Origin of the sequence: Nonomuraea fastidiosa (genome assembly GCF_042751225.1) — a bacterium.
In the GTDB taxonomy this organism is placed as follows: Bacteria; Actinomycetota; Actinomycetes; order Streptosporangiales; family Streptosporangiaceae; genus Nonomuraea; species Nonomuraea fastidiosa.
Window position 1 is genome coordinate 6842609 of sequence record NZ_CP170570.1, and the last position, 21326, is coordinate 6863934.

Annotated in this window: 18 protein-coding genes and 2 pseudogenes; 13 read left to right on the forward strand and 7 right to left on the reverse strand. The window is 72.5% G+C overall.

The window, feature by feature from the left end:
- Positions 1–284 precede the first annotated feature (284 nt).
- Entirely contained in the window at positions 285–1949 is a 1665-nt protein-coding gene (gene menD, locus ACFMQL_RS31300) for a 2-succinyl-5-enolpyruvyl-6-hydroxy-3-cyclohexene-1-carboxylic-acid synthase (RefSeq protein WP_364052915.1), read from the forward strand.
- A gap of 127 nt (positions 1950–2076) precedes the next feature.
- Here menD and ACFMQL_RS31305 read toward each other — a convergent pair whose 3' ends face one another.
- The 3 genes and pseudogenes from ACFMQL_RS31305 to ACFMQL_RS31315 form a co-directional block, all read right to left on the reverse strand.
- Entirely contained in the window at positions 2077–2781 is a 705-nt protein-coding gene (locus ACFMQL_RS31305) for a 5'-3' exonuclease H3TH domain-containing protein (RefSeq protein ID WP_378788353.1), read from the reverse strand.
- An 82-nt stretch (positions 2782–2863) separates the two neighbouring features.
- Positions 2864–2971 (reverse strand): annotated as a pseudogene (locus ACFMQL_RS31310) (flap endonuclease); the annotation flags it as partial.
- Positions 2972–3020: 49 nt separating this feature from the next.
- Complete coding sequence (locus ACFMQL_RS31315; RefSeq protein WP_378788355.1) at positions 3021–4217, reverse strand: PP2C family protein-serine/threonine phosphatase; 1197 nt, start codon at positions 4215–4217, stop codon at positions 3021–3023.
- Positions 4218–4359: 142 nt separating this feature from the next.
- On the opposite strand from ACFMQL_RS31315, the gene ACFMQL_RS31320 reads away from it, so the two are divergent.
- The 5 genes from ACFMQL_RS31320 (at position 4360) to ACFMQL_RS31340 (ending at position 8679) form a co-directional block, all read left to right on the forward strand.
- Positions 4360–5469 (forward strand): M24 family metallopeptidase, encoded by a 1110-nt coding sequence (locus tag ACFMQL_RS31320; protein ID WP_378788357.1) that lies wholly within the window; start codon positions 4360–4362, stop codon positions 5467–5469.
- A 5-nt stretch (positions 5470–5474) separates the two neighbouring features.
- Positions 5475–6239 carry a protein phosphatase 2C domain-containing protein gene (locus ACFMQL_RS31325; RefSeq protein ID WP_364052906.1) on the forward strand — a complete coding sequence of 255 codons (765 nt, stop codon included), beginning with the start codon at positions 5475–5477 and terminating at the stop codon, positions 6237–6239.
- 226 nt (positions 6240–6465) lie between these two features.
- Positions 6466–7332 (forward strand): hypothetical protein, encoded by an 867-nt coding sequence (locus tag ACFMQL_RS31330; RefSeq protein ID WP_378788359.1) that lies wholly within the window; start codon positions 6466–6468, stop codon positions 7330–7332.
- 256 nt (positions 7333–7588) lie between these two features.
- Positions 7589–8182, forward strand: coding sequence for an ATP/GTP-binding protein (locus ACFMQL_RS31335; protein WP_364052900.1), 594 nt, complete (start codon positions 7589–7591; stop codon positions 8180–8182).
- Positions 8183–8205: 23 nt separating this feature from the next.
- Positions 8206–8679, forward strand: a complete 474-nt coding sequence (locus tag ACFMQL_RS31340; protein WP_364052897.1) for an Lrp/AsnC family transcriptional regulator — start codon at positions 8206–8208, stop codon at positions 8677–8679.
- Positions 8680–8685: 6 nt separating this feature from the next.
- Here the strand turns inward: ACFMQL_RS31340 and ACFMQL_RS31345 are convergent, their stop codons facing one another.
- Both ACFMQL_RS31345 and ACFMQL_RS31350 read right to left on the reverse strand, forming a co-directional pair.
- A complete protein-coding gene (locus tag ACFMQL_RS31345) occupies positions 8686–8850 on the reverse strand; it encodes a hypothetical protein (RefSeq protein WP_364052894.1) in 165 nt (54 codons plus the stop codon).
- A gap of 261 nt (positions 8851–9111) precedes the next feature.
- On the reverse strand, positions 9112–10308 hold the full coding sequence (locus tag ACFMQL_RS31350; RefSeq protein WP_364052891.1) for an ROK family transcriptional regulator: 1197 nt from the start codon (positions 10306–10308) through the stop codon (positions 9112–9114).
- A gap of 312 nt (positions 10309–10620) precedes the next feature.
- Between ACFMQL_RS31350 and ACFMQL_RS31355 the strand changes: the two genes are divergently transcribed.
- The 4 genes from ACFMQL_RS31355 to ACFMQL_RS31370 all read left to right on the forward strand — a co-directional run bounded on the left by ACFMQL_RS31355 (position 10621) and on the right by ACFMQL_RS31370 (position 16597).
- On the forward strand, positions 10621–12813 hold the full coding sequence (locus ACFMQL_RS31355) for a HelD family protein (RefSeq protein ID WP_378788362.1): 2193 nt from the start codon (positions 10621–10623) through the stop codon (positions 12811–12813).
- Positions 12814–13583: 770 nt separating this feature from the next.
- A complete protein-coding gene (gene lnt, locus ACFMQL_RS31360; protein ID WP_378788364.1) occupies positions 13584–15131 on the forward strand; it encodes an apolipoprotein N-acyltransferase in 1548 nt (515 codons plus the stop codon).
- Positions 15128–15880, forward strand: a complete 753-nt coding sequence (locus tag ACFMQL_RS31365; RefSeq protein WP_364052882.1) for a polyprenol monophosphomannose synthase — start codon at positions 15128–15130, stop codon at positions 15878–15880. Before lnt ends, ACFMQL_RS31365 begins: the two co-directional genes overlap by 4 nt.
- Before the next feature lie 210 nt (positions 15881–16090).
- Positions 16091–16597, forward strand: a complete 507-nt coding sequence (locus ACFMQL_RS31370; protein ID WP_364052879.1) for an FxsA family protein — start codon at positions 16091–16093, stop codon at positions 16595–16597.
- A 215-nt stretch (positions 16598–16812) separates the two neighbouring features.
- Here the strand turns inward: ACFMQL_RS31370 and ACFMQL_RS31375 are convergent, their stop codons facing one another.
- Positions 16813–17157 (reverse strand): RNA polymerase-binding protein RbpA, encoded by a 345-nt coding sequence (locus ACFMQL_RS31375; protein ID WP_364052876.1) that lies wholly within the window; start codon positions 17155–17157, stop codon positions 16813–16815.
- Positions 17158–17649: 492 nt separating this feature from the next.
- Between ACFMQL_RS31375 and ACFMQL_RS31380 the strand changes: the two genes are divergently transcribed.
- From ACFMQL_RS31380 to ACFMQL_RS31390, 3 genes are all read left to right on the forward strand, one after another.
- The gene (locus ACFMQL_RS31380) at positions 17650–17856 is read left to right on the forward strand and encodes a cold-shock protein (protein ID WP_364052873.1); all 207 of its coding nucleotides are present in this window, start codon (positions 17650–17652) and stop codon (positions 17854–17856) included.
- 302 nt (positions 17857–18158) lie between these two features.
- Complete coding sequence (locus ACFMQL_RS31385) at positions 18159–19196, forward strand: universal stress protein (RefSeq protein WP_378788367.1); 1038 nt, start codon at positions 18159–18161, stop codon at positions 19194–19196.
- A gap of 332 nt (positions 19197–19528) precedes the next feature.
- Entirely contained in the window at positions 19529–20791 is a 1263-nt protein-coding gene (locus tag ACFMQL_RS31390) for an MFS transporter (RefSeq protein ID WP_378788369.1), read from the forward strand.
- 248 nt (positions 20792–21039) lie between these two features.
- Here the strand turns inward: ACFMQL_RS31390 and ACFMQL_RS31395 are convergent.
- A pseudogene (locus tag ACFMQL_RS31395) lies at positions 21040–21144 on the reverse strand (ArsR family transcriptional regulator); the annotation flags it as partial.
- Positions 21145–21326 lie beyond the last annotated feature (182 nt).

The window sequence follows — 21326 nt, forward strand, 5'->3', positions numbered from 1 at the left end:
ACGCGTTCCCCCGTGGTCTTCCGGATCCCGATGCGTACACGGCTTCGCGGGCAGACCGCCACAGCGGGGCCGCCCCCGCGGGCTTGCGCGCGGCGGTCTGAGCGCCCCGGTCCGCCTGGCGTGTCCCCGTGCGACCCGCCGGGGGAGCGGGCGGCGCGGCCGTCCGCCGGCGTGCGGCGGATGGAGGCGGCGCCTCCGGTGCCCCCGCTCCGCCTTATGGGGAATTTTCAGCATTTGTCGGCATTTGAGATCCACTGGCTTGGCCGGAAGCAGGAGGCGTCCCGTTGAACCCCGCTACCGCGCTGGCCACGGTGCTGGTCGACGAGCTGGTGCGCTGCGGCCTGACCGACGTGGTGCTGGCGCCAGGCTCGCGTTCCGCACCGCTGGCCATGGCGCTGCACGCCGAGTCGCGGGTGCGCCTGCACGTGCGCATCGACGAGCGCTCGGCGTCGTACCTGGCGCTGGGCCTGGCCAAGCGCTCCGAGCGGCCGGTCGCGCTCATCTGCTCATCCGGCACCGCGGCCGTGAACTTCCACCCGGCGGTCGTCGAGGCGTCGGAGTCGGGGGTGCCGCTGCTGGTGCTGACCGCCGACCGCCCGCCCGAGCTGCGCGGCACCGGCGCCAACCAGACGATCGACCAGCTCAAGCTGTACGGCACCGCGACCCGCTGGTTCGCCGAGGTCGGCGTGCCCGAGGAGCGTCCCGGCCAGGTCGCCTACTGGCGGTCGCTGGCCTGCCGCGCCTACCAGCACGCCGCCGGCGCGGGCAACCCCGGCCCCGTCCACCTCAACGTGGCCTTCAGGGAGCCGCTGATCCCCGACGGCGACACGAGCTGGTGCGAGCCGCTCGACGGCGCCGCGAACGGCCCGTGGGTGCGGGCCAGGGTCGCGCCGCCGCCTGTCGCCCTGCACCTGCCGCCCACCAGGCGCGGCGTGCTCGTGGTCGGCGACGGCGCGGCGAACGTGCGCCGCTACGTGGCCGCGGCCGGCATGGCGGGCTGGCCGGTGCTGTCGGAGCCCAGCGGCGGCGGCCGTTACGGCGACAACGCCATCTCCACCTACCACTACCTGCTGAGCACGCCCGAGTTCGCCGACGCCCACCGGCCCGACGTGGTGGTCACGCTGGGCAGGCCGGGGCTGTCGCGCCCGCTGCTGTCGTGGCTGCAGCGGGCGGAGGAGCACATCGTGGTCGCGCCCGACCTCGACCGCTGGCCCGACCCGACCCGCTCGGCCACCCAGGTCGCGCAGGCCGTGGAGATCCCGGTCGCCTCCGGCGACGACAGCTGGCTGCACGCCTGGCGGCGCGCCGACCGGGCGGTCAGGGCCGTCATGGACGAGGTGCTCGACCTCACCGGCACCAGCGAGCCGCGCCTGGCCAGGGACCTCGTCGACGCGCTGCCGAACGGCTCGCTGCTGTTCTGCGGCTCCTCGATGCCGATCCGCGACCTCGACCAGGCGATGCGGCCCCGGCGGGGCATCAGGTTCATGGCCAACAGGGGCGCCTCCGGCATCGACGGGCTCGTCTCCACCGCCATGGGCGCCGCGCTGGCGCACAACGGCCCCTCGTACGCGCTCATCGGCGACCTGTCGTTCCTGCACGACCAGAACGGCCTCATCCTCGGCCCCCGCGAGCCCCGGCCCGACCTGTGCCTGGTCGTCGTCAACAACGACGGCGGCGGCATCTTCTCGCTGCTGCCCCAGGCGGCCATCCGCGACCCGTTCGAGCGGGTGTTCGGCACGCCGCACGGCGTGGACCTCGGGTACGTGGCGGCGGCGACCGGCACGCCGTACACGCTGGTGTCGGACATCGGCGACCTGCCCAAGGCGCTGCGCGGCCAGGGGCCGCGCGTGGTGGAGGTGCGCACCGACCGCGAGGAGAACGCGCTCGTGCACGCCCGCCTGCGCGAGGCGGCACAGGACGCCGTGCGCGCCTTCCTCAGCGCCTCCTGAGCGCCCTCACCGGACCGCCTCGTCGGCGTCCCCGCCGGACCGCCTCTTGGGCGCTCTCGCCGGACCGCGTCCTGGGCGTGCCCGCTGGACCGCGTCCTGGGTTTCCCCGCCGGACCGTGCGGGGGCGTCAGCGGGCGAGCGCGTCGAGCAGGCGGTTGAGCGGGCCGTCGATGCCGTAGCGGTCGGCCAGCGCGACCAGCGCCTCGGCGTCGCGCGGCTTGCTCGGCAGCGTCAGGTCGGCGTCCGGCAGCGGCGCGTCCTTGGCCACCTCCACCACGGTGGGGGCGACGCGCAGGTAGTCGCGGGCGGCGGCCAGCTTCGTACGGCTGCCGGCCGGGAAGCCGTCGGTCTCGCCCGCGTCGAGCGCGTCGAGCAGCCCGCCGAGCGAGCCGAAACGGGTGATGAGCGCGGCCGCCGTCTTCTCGCCCACCCCGGACACGCCGGGCAGGCCGTCGCTGGGGTCGCCGCGCAGGGTGGCGAAGTCGGCGTAGGCGCGGCCGGGGATGCCGTACTTGGCGGTGACGAACGCCTCGTCGACGATCTGCAGGTTGCGGATGCCGCGCGCGGTGTAGAGCACGCGCACCGGGCGGGAGTCGTCGACGAGCTGGAACAGGTCGCGGTCGCCGGTGACGATGTCGACCGCGCCGCTCGCCTGATGCGCCAGGGTGCCGATGACGTCGTCGGCCTCGTAGCCGGGCGACTCCAGGCGGGCGATGCCGAGCGCGTCGAGCACCTCCTGGATGACCGCGATCTGCGGCACCAGCGCCTCGGGCACCTCCTCGGTGTCGCCGTGCGCGACCCGGTGCGCCTTGTACGTGGGGATCGCCGCCACCCGGAAAGGCCGGCCGCCAGTCCGCGTCCATCGTCGCCGCGAGCTGATCGGGCGCGTACTGGCGGACGAGCGTGGCGATCATGTCGATCAGCCCGCGCACCGCGTTGACCGGCGACCCGTCGGGAGCCTTGATCGACTCGGGCACGCCGTGGAAGGCGCGGAAGTAGAGGGACGGGGTGTCCAGAAGCATCAGCACGGACCCATGCTGCCATCCTCCACCGACAACCCGCCCGCACCGCTCACTGGTCGAGGATGCCGACCGCCAGCAGGCACGCGTCGTCCTCCGGGTTCGGGCCGCCGATCTCGGCGAGCAGCGCGTCCAGCCCGTCGTCCAGGTCGCGGCCCGACAGGCGGCGGGCGGCGGCCAGCACCTGGTCCAGGCCCTCGTCGATGTCGCGGGTGCGCCGCTCCACCAGCCCGTCGGTGAACATCAGCAGCAGGTCGCCGGGCAGCAGCCGGGTGGTGGCCAGCTCGTACGGGCTGCCGGAGGCCGCGCCCAGCAGCACGCCCCTGGGCTTGGGGAGATGGCTGGCCACCCCGTCGCGCACCAGGATCGGTGCGAGGTTGCCCGCCTGACCCCAGGCGAACACCCGCGTCGCCGGGTCCAGGTGGCCCACGATCGCGGTGGCGGTGGTGTCCTTGAGCTGGTGCATGACCAGCTCGTTCAGCCAGTCGAGCAGCCGGTTGGCGGCCTGGCCGGTCATCGCCAGGCCGACCAGGGCGTGGCGGAGCTGGGCCATCCGGGAGATCGCCGGCAGGCCGTGGCCCGAGACGTCGCCGATGGTCAGCAGCAGCAGGCCGTCGGGGGCGGGCGCGGTCTCGAACCAGTCGCCGCCCAGGTTCGCGGTCTTCTCCGCGGGCACGTACCGCACCGCGACCCTGGTGTGCGGCAGATCGAGACAGCCGACCGGCTCGGGCAGGATCGCCTCGCGCAGCGCCAGCATCACGTGGCGCTCCTCGGCCGCCTGCTCGCGCGCCTCCAGGAGCTGGCGGCGCGACTCCGAGACCATGCGCTCGGCGCGGCGGCGGCCGGTGATGTCCTGGATGACGCCGTGCATGCCGATCGTGCCGCCGGGGCCCGGCAGGGGTTCGAGCACGACCCGCAGGTCGCGTACGTCGCCGGCGCCGCGGCGGATGCGGAACTCGGCCTGCACCGGCTCGACCCCCTGCACCACCGACCACAGCAGCCGGTCGAGCGTGGCCACGTCGGCGGGATCGACGTGCTCGGCCAGGTCGGGCAGCGGGATGGGACCTTCCTCCGGGTCCCTGCCGAAGATCACGTAGACCTGCTCGGACCAGATGGTCTCGCCCGTGTGCAGGTGCCACTCCGCCCAGCCCATGTTGCCCAGCCGCTGGGCGTGCGCCAGCCGTACGGCGAGCATCTCGGCCTCGCTCTCGTGCCCGAGCAGCTCGGCCGCGCCTATGACGTCGACCATCGTTCTCACTCTCGAACGCAGTGGAACTGGACAATTGGCCCCACACTACGTGATCGACCGCTAACGTGGTGTAGTTCTGAGTTGGTGCGTGGTGAGACCTTTTCCCGGTTTTTAGGCGGTGCCGCAAGAGTAGATTGGGCCTGTGACGTCCTCAGATCTGTATCCCGTGTCCCGTCTGGCCGCCGTCCAGGAGGCCACCGCCAAAGCCGGTCTCGACGCCCTGCTGCTCACGCCGGGGCCCGACCTGCGCTACGTCAGCGGCTACGACGCCAAGCCCTTGGAGCGGCTGACCTGCCTGGTGGTGCCGGCCTCGGGTGAGGCGTACATGATGGTGCCCCGCCTGGAGCTGCCCGCCGCCGAGGCGTCGCCGGCGTCCCGGCTGGGGCTCGAGTTCGTGGCGTGGGACGAGACCGACGACCCGTACGCGATCGCCGCCGCCCGGCTCGGCAGGCCGGCCAAGGTGGGGCTGGCCGACCGCATGTGGGCCATGTCCACGTTGCGTTTCCGCGAGGTGCTGCCCGGCACCGAGCAGGTGCTGGCCGGCAGCGTGCTGCGGGAGCTGCGGATGCGCAAGTCGCCCGCCGAGGTGGCGGCGCTGCGCGAGGCAGGCGAGGCCATCGACGGCGTGCACCGCCAGGTGCCCGAGCTGCTGCGGGCCGGGCGCACCGAGCGCGAGGTGGCCAGGGACATCGCCGAGGCGATCCTCGCCTCGGGGCACGCCACCGTCGACTTCGTCATCGTCGCCTCCGGGCCCAACGGTGCGAGCCCGCACCACGACGTGTCCGACCGGGTCATCCAGGCGGGCGAGCCGGTCGTGGTGGACATCGGCGGCCAGCTGCACAACGGCTACTGCTCCGACTCCACCCGCACCTACAGCGTGGGCGAGCCGCCGGCCGGGTTCGCCGCCTACTACGAGGTGCTGCGCCAGGCCCAGGAGGCCGCCTGCCAGGCGGTGCGTCCGGGCGTGTCGTGCGAGTCGATCGACGCCGCGGCCCGCGACGTCATCGCCGCCGCCGGATACGGCGAGTACTTCGTCCACCGCACCGGCCACGGCATCGGCATCGAGACGCACGAGGAGCCGTACATCGTCTCCGGGAACGGCGAGCCGATGGAGCCCGGGTTCGCGTTCTCCGTCGAGCCCGGCATCTACCTGCCCGGCCGCCACGGCGCGCGGATCGAGGACATCGTGGTCTGCACCGACGACGGCTTCGAGCGGCTCAACAACACGCCGCGCGAGCTGGTCGTCGTCTGACGGGCGTGTTCCGCGAGGTCGTATGCGCCACCAGGCCCGGCTCCGCGCGGCCCAACGAGGACCTCGTGATCGCCGGGCCGTCCTGGATCGCCGTGCTCGACGGCGCCACGGCCCCGTCCGGCGTCGACAGCGGCTGCGTGCACGACGTGGCCTGGCTGGTGGGGCGGCTCGGCGGCGCGCTGGCCGCCGAGCTGGCCGGCGACGCCCCCGGCTCGCTCGCCGCGATCCTGGAGCGCGCCATCGAGGCCACGGCGGCGTCCCACGCCGCCACCTGTGACCTCGCCAACCCCGACTCGCCGTCCGCCACGGTGGCCATGGTGCGGGTGCGTGAGCGGCTGGAGTACCTCGTGCTGGGCGACTCGCCCGTGGTGCTCCGGCTGGCCGGGGGAGGGGTGCGGGTGGTGTACGACGACCGGCTCGACCGGCTGCCCGGCGGGCGGCCGTACTCGCTGGAGCTGGTGCGCCGCCTGCGCAACGCGCCCGGCGGGTTCTGGGTGGCCGCCGCCCGTCCCGAGGCCGCCCGCGAGAGCGTCACCGGCGAGATCGCTCTCGGTGACGTGCGCGGGGCCGGGGTCTTCACCGACGGGGTGGCGCGGCTCGTCGACTGGTACGGCCGGCGGTGGGAGGACGTCCTCGACCTGCTCGCCGGGCAAGGGCCGCAGGCCGTCATCGCGGCGGTGCGGGAGCTGGAGAGCGAGCGCGGGCCGGTGTGGGGCAAGCGCCACGACGACGCCACCGCCGCCTGGGGACTGCTGCACGGCCCCGCCTGAGCGCCGTCCCCGCGCGCTTCCGGCAGTCTCACAGGTCCGGCCGTCTCGCAGGCCGCTGAGGCGCGTGAGGGATGGCGCGGGGGAGAGCCGGAGGGGACGGTGCGGCCAGGCTACTGATACCTTGATCGATAGTACGTGATCATGAAAGAATTCCCCTGACAGGTGTATATCCAGGGGAAATGGGGGTCGTCGGGCATGATCCGCGAGCCGGTCGAGCGGCCCTAGGATGCCGGGCGACGAGCTGGACGAGGCGTTCGAGCTCGGCGAGACGTGCGCCCTGGCCGCCGAATGCGGCCGAGATTTGCGGCGATGTGCCGAAATGTACGGTGGGTTGTTCCCGGCTGCCGCCTTCAGCTCCGAGCTCTTCACCGCCCTGACGCTGTCCACCGCCTTCAGCGCGCCGTGGGCGAGCGCTCACCGGCTGAAGGTCGTCAACCGGGCCGCCCTGTGGGTCCTCGCGGTGGACAGGCTCATCGATCACCGCGCGCTCACCCGTTCCCACGTCGACCGCCTGGCGAAGGACTGCCTGGACGTCGCCGAGGGCGCGGCACCGCGCTCGGCGGCCTCCCGCTTTCTCGCCGATCTGCGCGACGAGCTCGGCACGGTCAAGGAGTTCGGCGGCCTGCAGGACGTCTGGGCGGACCAGCTCGGGTGCATGCTTGAGGGCATGGCGCGGGCCTGGACGTGGCGCGACAGGCGCGACCGGCCCTCGCTGGCCCGCTACGTCGACAACGCCGACAGCAGGGGCTCCTGCTTCGTGGACCTGTGTCACTGGATCTACGCGGCCGACGAATGGGCGAAAGCCCACTTGGAGGAGTTGCGCGCGGTCAGCCGTCAGGTGCAGCGCTACCTGCATCTGCTCGGCGACGTCGTGAGCTACCGGCGGGACCTGAGCTGGGGCGGGCTGAACGTGCTTGCGCTGGGAGTGGAGCGCTCGGAGGTGACGCTGGCGATGGCGGATCTGGCCCGCCGGGCGGAGGAGCTGATCGAGCCGGTCGCCGTTCACAGCCCGCGCACGGCCTTCTACCTGCGCAGACAGCTCGGCTTTCACACCGGGTTCACCGGCGTTTCGGACTTTCACTCGCCACGGTAAAGTGCTCGTCTGAATACATGACAGACAAACTTGACTCTTTGCCTGTTAGATCACCGAATAAGCGTGCGACTCGCCACAAACCGTGACATTTTCATTCTTGTAAAAGATTGCGGCTTGAGTGGAAAATGTGGCGTTGCTAGGGTGTCTCGATGCCAGGCATGTGGGCCGACCTTCACAAGCTTCCTTGACAGGTACCACTGACCACGGCACCTGGGGCGGGGTCGCGCATGCGCGAAATTTGTACGGGCGGTGCTGGATGGAATTCGGTCGCTCAGACCGTTGGCGGCTGCCGACCGCGATCAAGATCTTGATCGCCGGAGGTTTCGGCGCCGGCAAGACCACGATGGTAGGGGCCGTCTCGGAGACCAGGCCGCTGCGCACGGAAGAGGCGCTCACGCAGGCGGGCACCCACATCGACGACCTGTCGGGCGTGGAGCGCAAGCTCGCCACCACCGTGGCGATGGACTTCGGCCGCATCACGATCCGCGACGACTACATGCTCTACCTGTTCGGCACCCCGGGTCAGGAGCGTTTCTGGTTCGTCTGGGACGAGCTGGCCATGGGCGCGCTCGGCGCGGTGGTGCTGGCCGACACCCGCCGCCTCGACGACTGCTTCCCGGCCGTCGATTACTTCGAAAAGCGCGACCAGCCGTTCATCGTGGCGCTCAACCACTTCGAGGGCACCACCCCGTTCACGATCGGCGAGGTGCGCTCGGCCATCGGCCTGGAGCCGGACATCCCGATCGTGCGCTGCGACGCCCGCCGCCGCGACTCCGGCAAGGAGGTGCTCATCACGCTCGTCGAGCATGCGATGCGCAGGGGAGCCTCTCCTGTCGGGACCATGTCGTGACCATGACGGGCTACCTTTGACCGATGGAGGAGATCGACCGCCGCATCGTCACGTTGCTGGCCCGTGACGGCCGCATGAGCTTCACCGACCTGGCCAGGGAGACCGGGTTGTCGGTCTCGGCGGTGCACCAGCGCGTACGCCGCCTGGAAAAGCGCGGCGTCATCCGCGGATACGCCGCGATCATCGACCACGACGCGGTGGGGCTGCCGCTGACCGCGTTCGTGTCCATCAAGCCGATCGATCCGGCCGCGCCCGACGACGCCCCCGAGCGGCTGGCCCACCTGACCGCCATCGAGGCCTGCCACAGCGTGGCGGGCGACGAGAGCTACATACTCAAGGTCCGGGTGGCCTCGCCGGTCGCGCTGGAGGACCTGCTGCAGCAGATCCGCGCATCGGCCAACGTCTCGACCCGCACCACGGTCGTGCTCAGCACCCCTTACGAGCACCGCGCCCCCGACGTCGCCGGCGAGCCGCCCGTGGCCGCCGAAGGCGCCTGAGCGGCCTCAGCGGGGCCCGTACGCGGCACGCAGCGCCGCCAGAGCGCTTCCGGCGGCGCCCAGCCGTTCCAGGCCGAGCGGCGCGGCCCCCATGACCGGTGGCCGGTCGGCCACCACCGGCTCGGCGTGCGGCACCCGCAGCGCGAACCCCGACTCCGGCAGCGTGGTCATCAGCGGGTCGCGCGGTCAGCAGGCCGCCGCCGAGCACCACCTCCACCGGCGTCTCCAGCAGGCCGTGCCGGCGCAGGCGCACCTCCGCCGGCGCCGCCACCTCCTCGGCCTGCCGCTCGACCGGCTTCCTGGCCACCGCATCGCCGTCAACGGCCGTCGATGTGACGCCCGCCTGTGTGAGCGCCCAGCAGAGGCCGTACGCGCCGGCGCGGCGGCGACCGCCAGAGGGACGAAGCGCAGGGGGGTGCCTCCTGCCGTCCATCATGACGGGACGGTCGAGCTGAACACCTCGTCGCGTACGGCGGCGAGGGCGAGGTCGAGCGCACCGGCGAGGACGGGGTTGCCCTCGACGCTCGACAGGCGGACGGGCGGCTGGGGAATGGTCAGCGCGTGCAGCTCGTGCTCGACCAGCTCGCGCAGGGTCTCGCCGCCCGGCAGCACGACGCCGCCGGTCAGCACGATCAGGGCGGGATCGACGACCGAGGTGATGGCCGCCAGGCCCACCGCCAGGCGGGCGGCCACGTCGCGCAGCCCGGCCCTGGCGTCGTCGGCCTCCTTCCCGGTGCCGGCCGCCGCACGTACGGCGTTCGCGACGGCCTGGCGGAAGTCGGAGCCGCGCACGCCGTACGAGCGCAGCAGCTCCAGCACCGCGGGCCCGCCGGTCAGCGCCTGGTAGCCGTGGCTCGCGTAGCGCCCGGCCTCGCGGGCCGTCGGCGCGCCCGGGATCGGCATGTAGCCCACCTCGCCCGCGCCGCCGGTCGCGCCCCGGTGCATGCGGCCGCCCAGCACGATGGCCGAGCCGATGCCCTCGTCGGCCCACAGCAGCACGAAGTCCTGCTGCCCGCGCGCCGCGCCGTGCGCCTGCTCGGCCACCGCCACCAGGTTGACGTTGTTCTCCACGTCCACCGGCACGCCCAGCCCGGCGCTGAGCGTGGGCACCAGGTCGGGGATCTGCCAGCCCGGCACGTCCTCGGCGGCGGCGTAGCCGAGCCTGCCGGTGGTCGGGTCGATCGCGGCCTGCACGCCGATCACCACCCGGCGCAGCTTGTCCGGCGGGTTCGCGCCGCGCAGCGCCGCGTTCAGCCGGTCCACCAGCTCGCCGTGCGGGCGGCGCGGAGTCGGCAGCACGTACTCGCCGGCGACCGTGCCGGTGATGTCGGCCACCTTGGCCTCGATGCGGTCGGGGGTGACGTCGAGCGCGGCCACGTACGCGGCGGCCGGGTTGATCCGGTAGACCTCGGCCGTACGGCCCGGCAGGCCCTCCCTGACGCCGTCCTGCACGACCAGCCCCGCCTGCTGGAGCCGGAGCAGGAGCTGGGAGGCCGTCGGCTTGGACAGGCCGGTGATCGCGCCGATCTCGGGACGGGTCAGCGGCCCCCGCTCCAGGAGCGCCTGCAGGGCCGCGCGATCATTGATGGCACGTAGCAGACTGGGGGTTCCGGGCACCGGGCCGCTCACAGCGTCTCCTTCGCTAGGTTAGGAAACTTTCCTAACTGACGATGACCCTAAGAAGCCGCAGGCGAGACGGTCAAGAAGTGAGACCAAGACGTGATCGGGAAAGGGGGAAAGTGCTGAGACCAGTGAAGCAGGCGTGCTAATGTCGGCGTTTGTCGCAACAACAAGCAGAATGGCCCGGAGTGTCCCATTAACCACATTAACGGTCAGGCGGCAACGCGTCAAACCGAACTGGCAAAAGAGCAGGCGTACGTCACCCGCCTCTACGACCGCCTCGACACCCTGCGCGAGCGTACCCAGCGGCAGCTCAAGGAGGTGCTCGCCGCGGGCGCCGTCGGCACGATGCAGAACAGGTCCGAGCGCGACACGTTCGCCGGCATGTACGCCTCGCGCCTCGCCCGGCTCTGGGCGGTCGAACGCGGCCTCGCCTTCGGCCGGCTCGACCACGTCGAGGAAGGGCGGCTCTACATCGGCAAGATCGGCATGACCGACGACGAGCAGCGCCGCCTGCTCATCGACTGGCGGGCGCCCGTCGCGCAGCCCTTCTACCGCGCCACCCCCGCCGCCCCCATGGGCGTCACCCGCCGCCGCCACCTGCAGACCAGGGGGCGCCAGGTGGTCGGCGTCGATGACGACCTGCTCGACATCGACGCGCTCACCGACGACGACCGCGCCACGCTCAACGGCGAGGCCGCGCTGCTCGCCGCGCTCGACGAGCGGCGCACCGGCCGCATGCGCGACATCGTCGCCACCATCCAGGCCGAGCAGGACCGCGTCATCCGCAGCGACCTCAACGGCGTGCTGGTGGTGCAGGGCGGGCCCGGCACCGGCAAGACCGTCGTGGCCCTGCACCGCGCCGCGTACCTGCTCTACACCCACCGCGAGCGCCTCGAACGCCGCGGCGTGCTCATCATCGGGCCCAACCTCACCTTCCTGCGCTACATCGAGCAGGTGCTGCCCTCGCTCGGCGAGACCGACGTGCTGCTGTCCACGATCGGCGAGCTCTACCCCGGCCTCACCGCCACCGCGCGCGAGCGTCCCGAGGTGGCCGCGCTCAAGGGCGACATCCGGATGGCCGACGTGATCGCCAAGGCCGTACGCGACCGGCAGCGCGTCCCGCGCAAGGCGATCGAGCTGCCGCTCGGCCGCATCACGCTCACCATCGACCGGCAGATGATGGAGACCGCCAGGAACAAGGCCCAGCGCTCGCGCCGCCCCCACAACCAGGCCCGCACCGTGTTCGTGCGCACCCTGCTCAACGCGCTGGCCAGGCAGCAGGCCCGCAAGATCGGCAAGGGGCTCATCGACGACGAGGAGCTGGCCGACCTGCGTGAGGACCTGCGCACCGAGCCGGTCGTCAAGGCCGCGCTCAACCGGCTGTGGCCCTACCTCACGCCGCAGGGACTCCTGCTCGGCCTGTACGGCTCCGCCGAGCGCCTCGACTACGCCGCCTCCTCGCTCACCCCCGAGGAACGCCTGCTGCTGCGCCGTGACGGCGGCGAGTGGACCGAGTCCGACGTCCCGCTGCTCGACGAGGCCGCCGAGCTCCTCGGCGACATCGACGAGCAGGTGCTGCGCGCCACCGCGATGCAGGCCGAGGAGGAGCTGGCCGCCGCCAGGCAGGCGGCGGAGAACGAGCGCGAGGCCGAGCTGGCCTACGCCCGCGAGGTGCTGGAGCTCACGGGCCTGTCCGACGTGATGGAGGCCGAACGCCTCGCCGAGCGCCAGCGCGCCGACGGCCCCCAGCTCACCACCGCCGAGCGCGCCGCCGCCGACCGCACCTGGGCCTACGGGCACGTCATCGTGGACGAGGCGCAGGAGCTGTCGCCGATGGCCTGGCGGGCCGTCATGCGCCGCTGCCCGACCCGGTCGATGACCATCGTCGGCGACATCGCCCAGACCGGCTCGGCCGCCGGGGCGCGTTCCTGGGCGGAGGTGCTCGACCCGTACGTGGCCGGGCGCTGGCGCCAGCAGGAGCTGACCGTCAACTACCGCACCCCGGTCGAGCTGATGGACGTCGCCGCCCGCGTGCTCGCCACCATCGACCCCGGGCTGCGGGCGCCCATGTCCGTGCGCGAGGCGGGCACCCGGCCCTGGTCGGCGCCGCTCGCGGCGCTGCCGGACCTGGTCGCCGCCGAGGCGGCCGATGGCGGCAAGGTGGCCGTGGTCGCCCCCGACGACATGGTGGCCGACCTCGGCGCCCGGCTCGCGGCCGCCGTGCCCGGCACGGTCGCCGTCACGCCCGGCGCGGGCCGCGGCAGGGGAACCGAGGCCCTCGACGCACCCGTCGCCGTCATGGGCGTCGCGGACGCCAAGGGGCTCGAATTCGACTCCGTCATCGTCGCAGAACCCGATCTCATCGCCGCCCAGTCGCCACGAGGGCCCAGCGACCTGTATGTTGCTCTCACGCGTGCGACGCAGCGGCTCGGGGTCGTCCACGAGCGCCCGCTGTCGCCCGCGCTGCGGGACTTGCCAAGCCGCTCACCGGAGCCCGCGAATGGGGTTTGACCGGCTTTGAAGCCGCCAGTCAAACATGTCCTAGCTGCTGAAACTTGATGTTTCTGCTGATCGGGACACGGTTGACATCTGAGGTGGAGTCGGTAGTTTGCTGCGCAGTCCAGCACGGGACTTGGCCGGTTGGCCGTCTCTGACATCGCCGGATCCTGCGTCCGTGACGGAGCGCGACTCCGTCCACACAGCCAGGTGCAGGGCCGTCGGTCCGTCGAGTCGGGGCACCCCAACCGGGCGGGGGGTTGGACCCGGGACGGGTCCGGGAGCCCAGTAGACAACGGAATTCCGCGCTCGCCGCCGACGAGACGGGTCCGGTCCGAAGGGTTTCCGGGCCCTCTTCCCGTTCCCGTGTTCCAGGACCGCCGACGCGCCGGGTGGTCCCGCCCAGATCGCTGCGGGACCGCCCTGCCGTCTTTCCCCTTCTCCGATCTTCTGCGGGGTGTGCCGGTCTGAGTGCGGCCCGGGAGCGGTAGCGTTTTCGCAAGCAGGCGTTTGCGAGGTGGCGAGGAGAGCCCGGAGTGGTGCAGGACCGTACGAATCCCACGCCCGTGTCCGGGCGGGCCGCTGTCGGCACGACCGCCGACGCCCCGGTTGCCGCCGCGAAGCCGGAGCTTGACGCCCTGGCCGCCGCCGGTGAGGCGCAGCCGGCCGCCACGGCCGGCGCTGCTCAGGCGCCGCCCGATGTCCATGCCGCTGGAGCCGAGGCGCGGTCCGAGGCTCAGGGGGCATCCGAGGGCGATGCCGGGCGCTCGGGGGAGGGGCGTGCGGTGCCGGGGGAGAGGTGGCAGGTGCTGCTCGCGCGGATGCTCGCCGCCGTCGCCGGTGGCGTGACGCTGTTCCTGGCGTTCCCGCCGCTCGACTGGTGGCTGTGCGCGCCGCTCGGCATCGGCCTGATCGCCGCCTCCCTCTACGGCGCTCGCCCCCGCCGCGCCGCCTGGCTCGGCTACCTGGGGGCGGCGGCGTTCCTGCTGCCCGGCGTCGCCTGGGTGCGCACGATCGGCGACGACGTGTGGCTCATGCTGGTGGCCACCGAGAGCGTCTTCTACGCCGCCATGGCCGCGCTCGCGGCGCCGGTGTTCCGGCTGCGGGCCTGGCCGCTGTGGTTCGGCGGCCTGTGGGTGCTGATGGAGTGGGCGCGCGGCCTGGTGCCGATCGGCGGCTTCCCGTGGGCGCGCGCGGCCTTCAGCCAGGGCGAGTCGATGTTCACCCCGTACGCCGCGCTCGGCGGCGCGCCGCTGGTGTCGTTCGCGGTCGCGCTGTGCGGTGCGCTGCTCGCGTACGCGGTGGTGGACCGGCGGCAGTTCGCGGTCAAGGGCCCGATCGGGGGCGCGGGCAGGCTGGTGCCGGTCGCGCTGGCGGTGGCCGTGCCCGTGCTGGGGCTCGCGGTGCCGAGGTACGGCGACGAGGGCCGTACCGTCAACATCGGCATCGTGCAGGGCAACGTGCCGGGCCGCGGCATGTACGCGCTCGGCGACGAGCCCGCCGTGGTGCTGCGCAACCACGCCAACGAGACCAAGCGCCTGGCCCAGGCCGTACGCGACGGCAAGCTGCCCAAGCCCGACATCGTGGTCCTTCCGGAGAACTCCACCGACATCGACCCCTACCGCGACGAGTACGCCCGCCAGGTCATCCACGACTCCGTGCGCGACGTCGGCGTGCCCACGCTGGTCGGGGCGGTCGTGGCCATCGGCGAGGAGAACCGCGCCACCCGCAGCCTCGTCTGGGACCCGGTGACGGGGCCTGGCGCCTACTACGACAAGCAGCATCTGGTGCCGTTCGGGGAGTACACCCCGTTCAAGGAGATCGTGCTGGCGCTGTGGGAGCGGGCGAACCTCGTCGGCAGGCAGTCGGTGCCCGGTGACAAGCCGGGCGATCTGAAGATGGGGCCGGTCACGATCGGCGCCGTCAACTGCTACGAGGTGGCCTACGACGACACCGTACGCGGCACCGTGCGGGCCGGCGGCACCCCGCTCGTCGTGCAGACCAACAACGCCAGCTACGCCCTGTCCAACCTGCCGCCGCAGCAGCTCGCGATGTCCAAGCTGCGTGCGGTCGAGCACAACAGGGCCGTGGTCACCGCCGCCACGACCGGTATATCCGCTTATGTCACGCCTGACGGTAAGGTCTCCTGGCAGACCCGTGAGCTTGTCGCTGACATGAACGTGGTCAAGGTGCCCGTACGTACGCAGGAAACAATCGCCACAAAGGTGGGCGCACTTCCTGAATGGGCATTGATGGTAATGGGAGCGGCGGCTGCCGGGTTCGCCGCGTGGCGTGGCAGGCGGCGAGCCGATCAAATGAGGAACGACGGATGATGGAGAGTCTCGGCCGGGTGCTCGTCGTCGTGCCGACATACAACGAGCGCGACAACCTGCCGGCGATCGTCCAGCGCGTACGCGCGGCCGTGCCGGAGGCCCATGTGCTGGTGGCCGACGACAACAGCCCCGACGGCACGGGCGAGGTGGCCGACGCCCTCGCCGCCGACGACGAGCAGGTGCACGTCCTGCACCGGCCGGGCAAGCAAGGACTCGGCGCGGCCTATATCGCCGGGTTCCGCTGGGGGCTCGACGAGGGCTTCGACGTACTGGTCGAGATGGACGCCGACGGCTCGCACCAGCCCGAGGAGCTGCCGAAGCTGCTGCAGGCGCTGGCCGACGGCGCCGACTTGGCCATCGGCTCCCGGTACGTGCCGGGCGGCAAGGTCGTCAACTGGCCGCAGCGCCGCGAGCTGCTGTCCAAGGGCGCCAACCTCTACACGCGGGTGATGCTCGGCCTGCCGGTCCGTGACGCGACCGCGGGCTTTCGCGCCTACCGCGCGGCCACGCTGGAGAAGGTGGGCCTGGCCGGCGTCGAGTCGCAGGGCTACTGCTTCCAGGTTGACCTGACGCTGCGCACCGCGCGTAACGGGCTGCGGGTGGTGGAGGTGCCGATCACGTTCGTGGAGCGGACGGTCGGCAAGAGCAAGATGAGCGGCAAGATCATGTCCGAGGCGCTGTGGCGGATCGGCATGTGGGGCGTCACCGGGTTGCCCAAGCGCCTCAAGGGGGACGGGCCGCGCGGCTAGCGCCAGAGGGCGGGCGGCTCCTGCGGCTTGCCGCAGGGGCGGAGGATCGCGCGGCCCGCGGCATCCGGCGGAACCCGTAACGGCGTGCCCGAGCGCTTCATCCCGATGCAGGCGGAGGATCGCGCGGCCCGCGGCATCCGGCGGAACGCTCAGCAGGCGCCGGGCGTTGTCCAGTGCAGTGACGCGTGTGCGGAAACGAGGATTTGAACGATGCGGCTGCTGCTCTTCCTGGCCTTTCTGGTCATCCCCATCCTGGAGATCTGGCTGCTCATCCAGGTCGGCCAGGTGATCGGCGGACCGGCCACGATCGCCCTGCTCATCGCCGACAGCCTGCTGGGCGCGTGGCTGGTGCGGCGCGAGGGCAGGAGGGCGTGGCGGGCGCTGCAGGAGGCCCTGCAGAGCGGCCGGATGCCCGATCGGGAGCTGGCCGACGGCGGCATCATCCTGGTGGGCGGCACGCTGCTGCTCGCGCCCGGCTTCTTCCTCGACGTGTTCGGCCTGCTGTGCCTGATCCCGGCCACGCGGCCGATGATGCGCCGGCTGGGCTCGTGGTTCTTCGAACGGCGGATCAAGCGGCTGGCGCAGTCGTCCCCCTACGCGAACCTCTTCCCGCCCACGTCCGGCTTCCCCGGCGACGACCCCGGCCCCGCCTCAGGCGCGCCTCGCGGCACCCGCGTGGTGCACGGCGAGGTCATCCGCGACGACAACGAGTCCTGAAGCGCATCCGGCTCTCAACCGCATCCGGCCCGAGGAATGCTCGACGGGTTGCAGGGGCGTTCGATTGGCCGAGGACACCACACGTGCGGCCGACAGAGGACACAACAGTGCGGTCGGCCGAGGACACAGCGGCCGGCCGAGGGCACAAGTGCGGCCGGCCGAAGGCACAGAGAAACCCCCGGGCCTGAAGCCCGGGGGTTCACCGTGAGAGGAGGTCAGGCGCTCTTGCGACGCTGGGCCCGGAGGACCGCGAGCCGCTCGTTGAGCACCTCCTCAAGATCTTCGATGGACCGCCGCTCCAAGAGCATGTCCCAGTGCGTCCGCGGGGGCTTGGTCTTCTTGGATTCCGGCTGCTCGCCGTCCACCCGCACCGCGGTGGCGCCGCACATCCGGCACTCCCAGCTGGCGGGAATCTCGGCCTCGGCGGCAAGCGGAACCTCGAAGCGATGGCCCTTCGGACAGGTGTAGGACACCTCCTGGCGCGGAGCCAGGTCCGTGTTACGGTCGTTCTCGTAGCTGGTTGCCCCGAGCCGGGTGCCACGAAGCGCGCGCTCGCCCATGTTTAAATGCCTCCTACAGGGCCCCCTTGCGTGGGGGGTCTGTCTCCCACGGTGTCTAACGCTTGGTACCGTGATGGGATTCCCACCTGTGAGGTGATCCAATCGCGCTTGGGGCCATGGTTCTTCAGGTGATCGCCGATCAGGGCCGTAACCTGCGGTGATGCCGGTGCTCGCGCGGCACGGGGGGCATATATCCGGATTTTTTTGCCCGCACGTAGCCCGCCGTCCGGCGTGTGAGCCGCCCCGCCTGCCGTCCCGCCGCGTGCCATGAGGGGCGAAGCGCTCGCTCCGGTGGCCGGGTTTGGCGGCCGGGGGGATGCGTGATAGCGTGAACGAGTTGCAGTTGTTGTACCCATAAGACTTTGTGCGCGTCTGGCAGAGTGCGGCTGGACGCGTTTTTTGTTTTCTCCCGGTCATCTCCGGATGGGCTTTCACGCGGCGACACCGCGGTCCGCACGGTGCGGATCGCACCCATCTCTGAAGGAGATCGACATGGCTACCGGAACCGTCAAGTGGTTCAACTCTGAAAAGGGCTTCGGCTTCATCGCGCAGGACGGCGGCGGGTCCGACGTCTTCGCCCACTACTCCAACATCGTCTCCGACGGTGGCTACCGCGAGCTGTTCGAGGGGCAGAAGGTGTCCTTCGACGTCGTGCAGGGCCAGAAGGGCCCGCAGGCGGAGAACATCGTGGCCGCCTGACCAGGCGAGCATGTAACGGGCCGGGCCCGCATCCCTTCGGGGGTGCGGGCCCGGCCTTCTCGCGTGCGGGGCCTTCTCTCCGGCCGGTGCCGGCGGTCTTCAGGCGCGGGCCGGCTCGCCGTGTCCGGGCTCGCATCTGCTCCGGAGCGCAGGCCCGGGTGGTGCGCGCTGCGGAGGTTCGGGCTGCGGGGACGTCAGGCCGGTGGCCCAAGGGCAGGTCAAAGTCTCATGGCCGGAGAGTCGGGGCCGGTCGCCAGGGCAGCGCACCCATGAGGGCCGGACACCTCGTGGGGAGGGCCGTGGTGCGGGAGCCTGGCGTGGGGTGCGTCCTGGTGGGCTACGACGAGTCGCCGGGGAGCGAGCAGGCGCTGCGGTGGGCGGTGCAGGAGGCGCGGCTGCGCGGGCGCCCCGTGGTCGTCTGCCACGCCTGGCACTGGCCGTACGCGCTGCGCCCCGTGAGCCGGACGCTGCTGGCGGAGGTCGAGCAGGTCGCCGCCGGGGTCGTGGAAGAAGGCGTGCGGCGGGCGCGTGCACTGGGCGGTCCGCTGGACGTGCGTCCGCTGCTGGTCAAGCGGCCGGCCGCCGCGGTGCTGCTGGAGGCCGCTCACGAGGCGGAGCTGGTGGTGCTGGGCTCGCGCGGGGTCGGAGGGTTCGAGGACCTGCGGGTGGGGTCGGCGGCCGTCCAGGTGCCCGCGCACAGCCCCGCCCCGGTCATCGTGGTACGCCCCGACGGCTCGTCCGAGGAGCCGGCCGGTGGCGAGCAGGCCGTGGCGTACCCGGGCGACCTGTCCGGGGAGCGGGCCGGCGGTCTGGAGCGCCCTGGCGGGCCGTCGGAGAGGCAGGGTGGCGAGGAGTGGGACGTGGCGTACCCCAGCGGCGTGGCCGACGAGGACGCCGGTGGGGTGCGGATCGTGGTGGGGCTGGACGGGTCGCCGGCCAGTCAGGCGGCCTTCCGGTTCGCGTTGCGGGAGGCGGCGCTTCGCGGCGGCTCCCTCGAGGCGGTCTGCGGCTGGTGGGATCCCTGCGACCGTCCGGGGGAGGACGAGCAACCGTTCGTGGACGCCAGGTCCATCCGGGCCGGGGCCGAGAGGAGCTTCGAAGAGGCGGTGCGCCGCCTGGCCTCCGGAGGGCCTGGCGTGCCCGTGACGGCCGACTTCGTGACCGAGCGGCCGCCCAGGGCGATCGTGGAGCGCGCGAGCGGGGCGACGCTGCTCGTGCTGGGGCGCAGCGGCAGGCGGGCGGGCGCGCTCATCGGGCCGGTCCTCCAGGCCGCGCTCGCCGAAGTGCGCTGCCCCGTCGCCGTCACCCCGCCCCCGCACTCCCGGAAGTGCGCTGCGTGATCATCGTCACTCGCTGACGCACATAGACTCCTGAGTGGTTAGCGTCCTCATGGGGAGTCTGGGGGCGGTTTTTCGGAAGAGTGATGTGTTTCACTCAACTCGATGGGCAATTCTTGCGTCGGATCTGACAGGGTGTTGATCGGTTCTGTGAAAGTGCCGGAACGCCGCATCCGGCGCGACGGCCCGTACGGCGGACCATCTCGCGTCGCGAGTTGACGTCGTACGGGCGGATCGGTTGAACTCCGGGCGGGGGCGCCAGGCGCGGAGAGCGTCCCCGCCCGGTCGCCCGTCGGCCGCCGCGCCGCGCCTCGCCGTCCACCTGAGCAGACCGCATGGCCCTGAACGGAAGGTCGATGCCCGCGCCCGATCAGCAAGCCCGGCGGGCCCGTGCCGCCGTCGCGGCGCTGTTCCTCACGAACGGCGCCGTGTTCTTCAACGTCGTCCCGCGCTACCCGGAGAGCAAGGCGGGGCTCGACGTCGGCAACGCGGTCTTCGGCGGCGCGGTGGCGGGCATGCCGATCGGGGCGCTGCTGGCCGGGCTGTTCGCGGGTGCGGCCGTGCGCCGCTTCAGCTCGGCGCGGGTCGCGGCGTTCGGGGTCGTGGCCATGGCGGTCGTGACGCCGGCGATCCCGTTCGTGTCGCACTGGACGGCCTTCTGGGGCGTGCTGTTCGTCCTGGGCGCCCTCGACGCGGTCATGGACGTCGCCCAGAACGCCCACGGCCTTCGTGTGCAGCGCCTTTACCGGCGTTCCATCGTGAACTCGTTCCACGGCGTGTGGAGCATCGGCGCGGTCCTGGGCGGGCTGATGGGCTCGGCCGCCGCCGGGCTGCACCTGCCGCTCTCCGTGCACCTCACGATCTCCGCCGTGCTGATCAGCGCCGTCGCCCTGGTCGCCTACCGTTTCCTGCTCCCCGGCTCCGACGATGCCGAACGGGCGGTCGTGGCGACGCCGGCTCCTGAGCGGCCGGGCGTGCTCTCCGAGGCGTCCGGTGACGCGCCGGGGCGTGCCGGCAGGCGGTGGCGGCCGGCCGTGCGGGCGCTGATCGCGCTCGGCGTGCTGGCCGCCTGCGGCGCGCTCGTCGAGGACGCGGGGGAGTCGTGGGGTGCGCTGTTCCTCAGCGGCGACCTGGGCGCCGGTGCCGCCACCGCCGGGCTCGCCGTCGTCGTCTTCCAGGCCGCCATGACCGTCGGGCGGCTCACCGGCGACCGCGTCGTGGACCGCTTCGGCAACCGGACGGTCGCGCGGGCCGGGGGCCTGCTGGCCGCCGCGGGGATGGGCGGCGCGCTGGCGGTGCCCTCCGTGGCGACGGCACTGGCCGGGTTCGCGCTGGCCGGGCTGGGCGTCGCCACCGTCGTACCGGCCGCCATGCACGCCGCCGACGAGCTGCCGGGGCTGCCTCCTGGCGCCGGGCTGACCGTCGTGAGCTGGCTGCTGCGCGGTGGTTTCCTCATCTCGCCGCTCATCGTGGGGGCCGTGGCCGACCTGGCCGGGCTGCGGATGGGCCTGCTGTCGGTCGTGTTCGCCGGAGTGATGACCGTCCTGCTCGCCCGATCCCTGGCCGGCCGCTTCCGCCCCAGAAGCGAGCGAGCGTGACGGCGGCCGTCCCTCTGCGGAGGGGCGTCAGGCGCGGCTAGGCGTCCTCCTGGGCCTCGGCGACGGCGGACTCGTACGCGAGCAGCGTGTCGACGACCAGCCGCCGCTGCTCGGCCGTCAGCGGCGCCAGCGCGCGCTGCCAGGCCCGCGCCCCCGGGGACAGCCACCGTGAGATGGCCGCGGCTCGCCGGGCTGATGTCGACGATGCGGCGGCGCCGGTCGGCGTCGTCCTCCCGCCGCTCCAGCACGCCTTTGCGGCTCAGCTCGCCGACCAGGAGGCTCACGGTGGTCGGCGCGACGCTCAGCCGGTCGGCGAGCTGGGAGACGCTCAGCGGGCCGTCGAGCAGGAGCATCGACAGCAGCGACAGATGCCGCGGCGCGAGGTCGAGCGAGCGCAGCTCCTCGGGCGGCGGATCGAGGCGCTGACCGACGCCGTCGTCGCCGTCTACGGTGAGTGGGCGCGCGAGATCGCCGAGGTCCGGCTCGTCGGCGTCCCGGCGGGCCGCTGGGGCATCGGCGGCAAGCCCGCCGCGGA

Coding starts and splice junctions, on each gene's coding strand:
- ACFMQL_RS31315 (WP_378788355.1), bottom strand. CDS start 4,217: ATGGTCGACGTCATAGGCGCGGCCGAGCTGCTCGGGCACGAGAGCGAG.
- ACFMQL_RS31330 (WP_378788359.1), top strand. CDS start 6,466: ATGCCGGGCGACGAGCTGGACGAGGCGTTCGAGCTCGGCGAGACGTGC.
- ACFMQL_RS31335 (WP_364052900.1), top strand. CDS start 7,589: ATGGAATTCGGTCGCTCAGACCGTTGGCGGCTGCCGACCGCGATCAAG.
- ACFMQL_RS31340 (WP_364052897.1), top strand. CDS start 8,206: ATGGAGGAGATCGACCGCCGCATCGTCACGTTGCTGGCCCGTGACGGC.
- ACFMQL_RS31345 (WP_364052894.1), bottom strand. CDS start 8,850: ATGACCACGCTGCCGGAGTCGGGGTTCGCGCTGCGGGTGCCGCACGCC.
- ACFMQL_RS31365 (WP_364052882.1), top strand. CDS start 15,128: ATGATGGAGAGTCTCGGCCGGGTGCTCGTCGTCGTGCCGACATACAAC.
- ACFMQL_RS31370 (WP_364052879.1), top strand. CDS start 16,091: ATGCGGCTGCTGCTCTTCCTGGCCTTTCTGGTCATCCCCATCCTGGAG.
- ACFMQL_RS31375 (WP_364052876.1), bottom strand. CDS start 17,157: ATGGGCGAGCGCGCGCTTCGTGGCACCCGGCTCGGGGCAACCAGCTAC.
- ACFMQL_RS31380 (WP_364052873.1), top strand. CDS start 17,650: ATGGCTACCGGAACCGTCAAGTGGTTCAACTCTGAAAAGGGCTTCGGC.
- ACFMQL_RS31390 (WP_378788369.1), top strand. CDS start 19,529: ATGGCCCTGAACGGAAGGTCGATGCCCGCGCCCGATCAGCAAGCCCGG.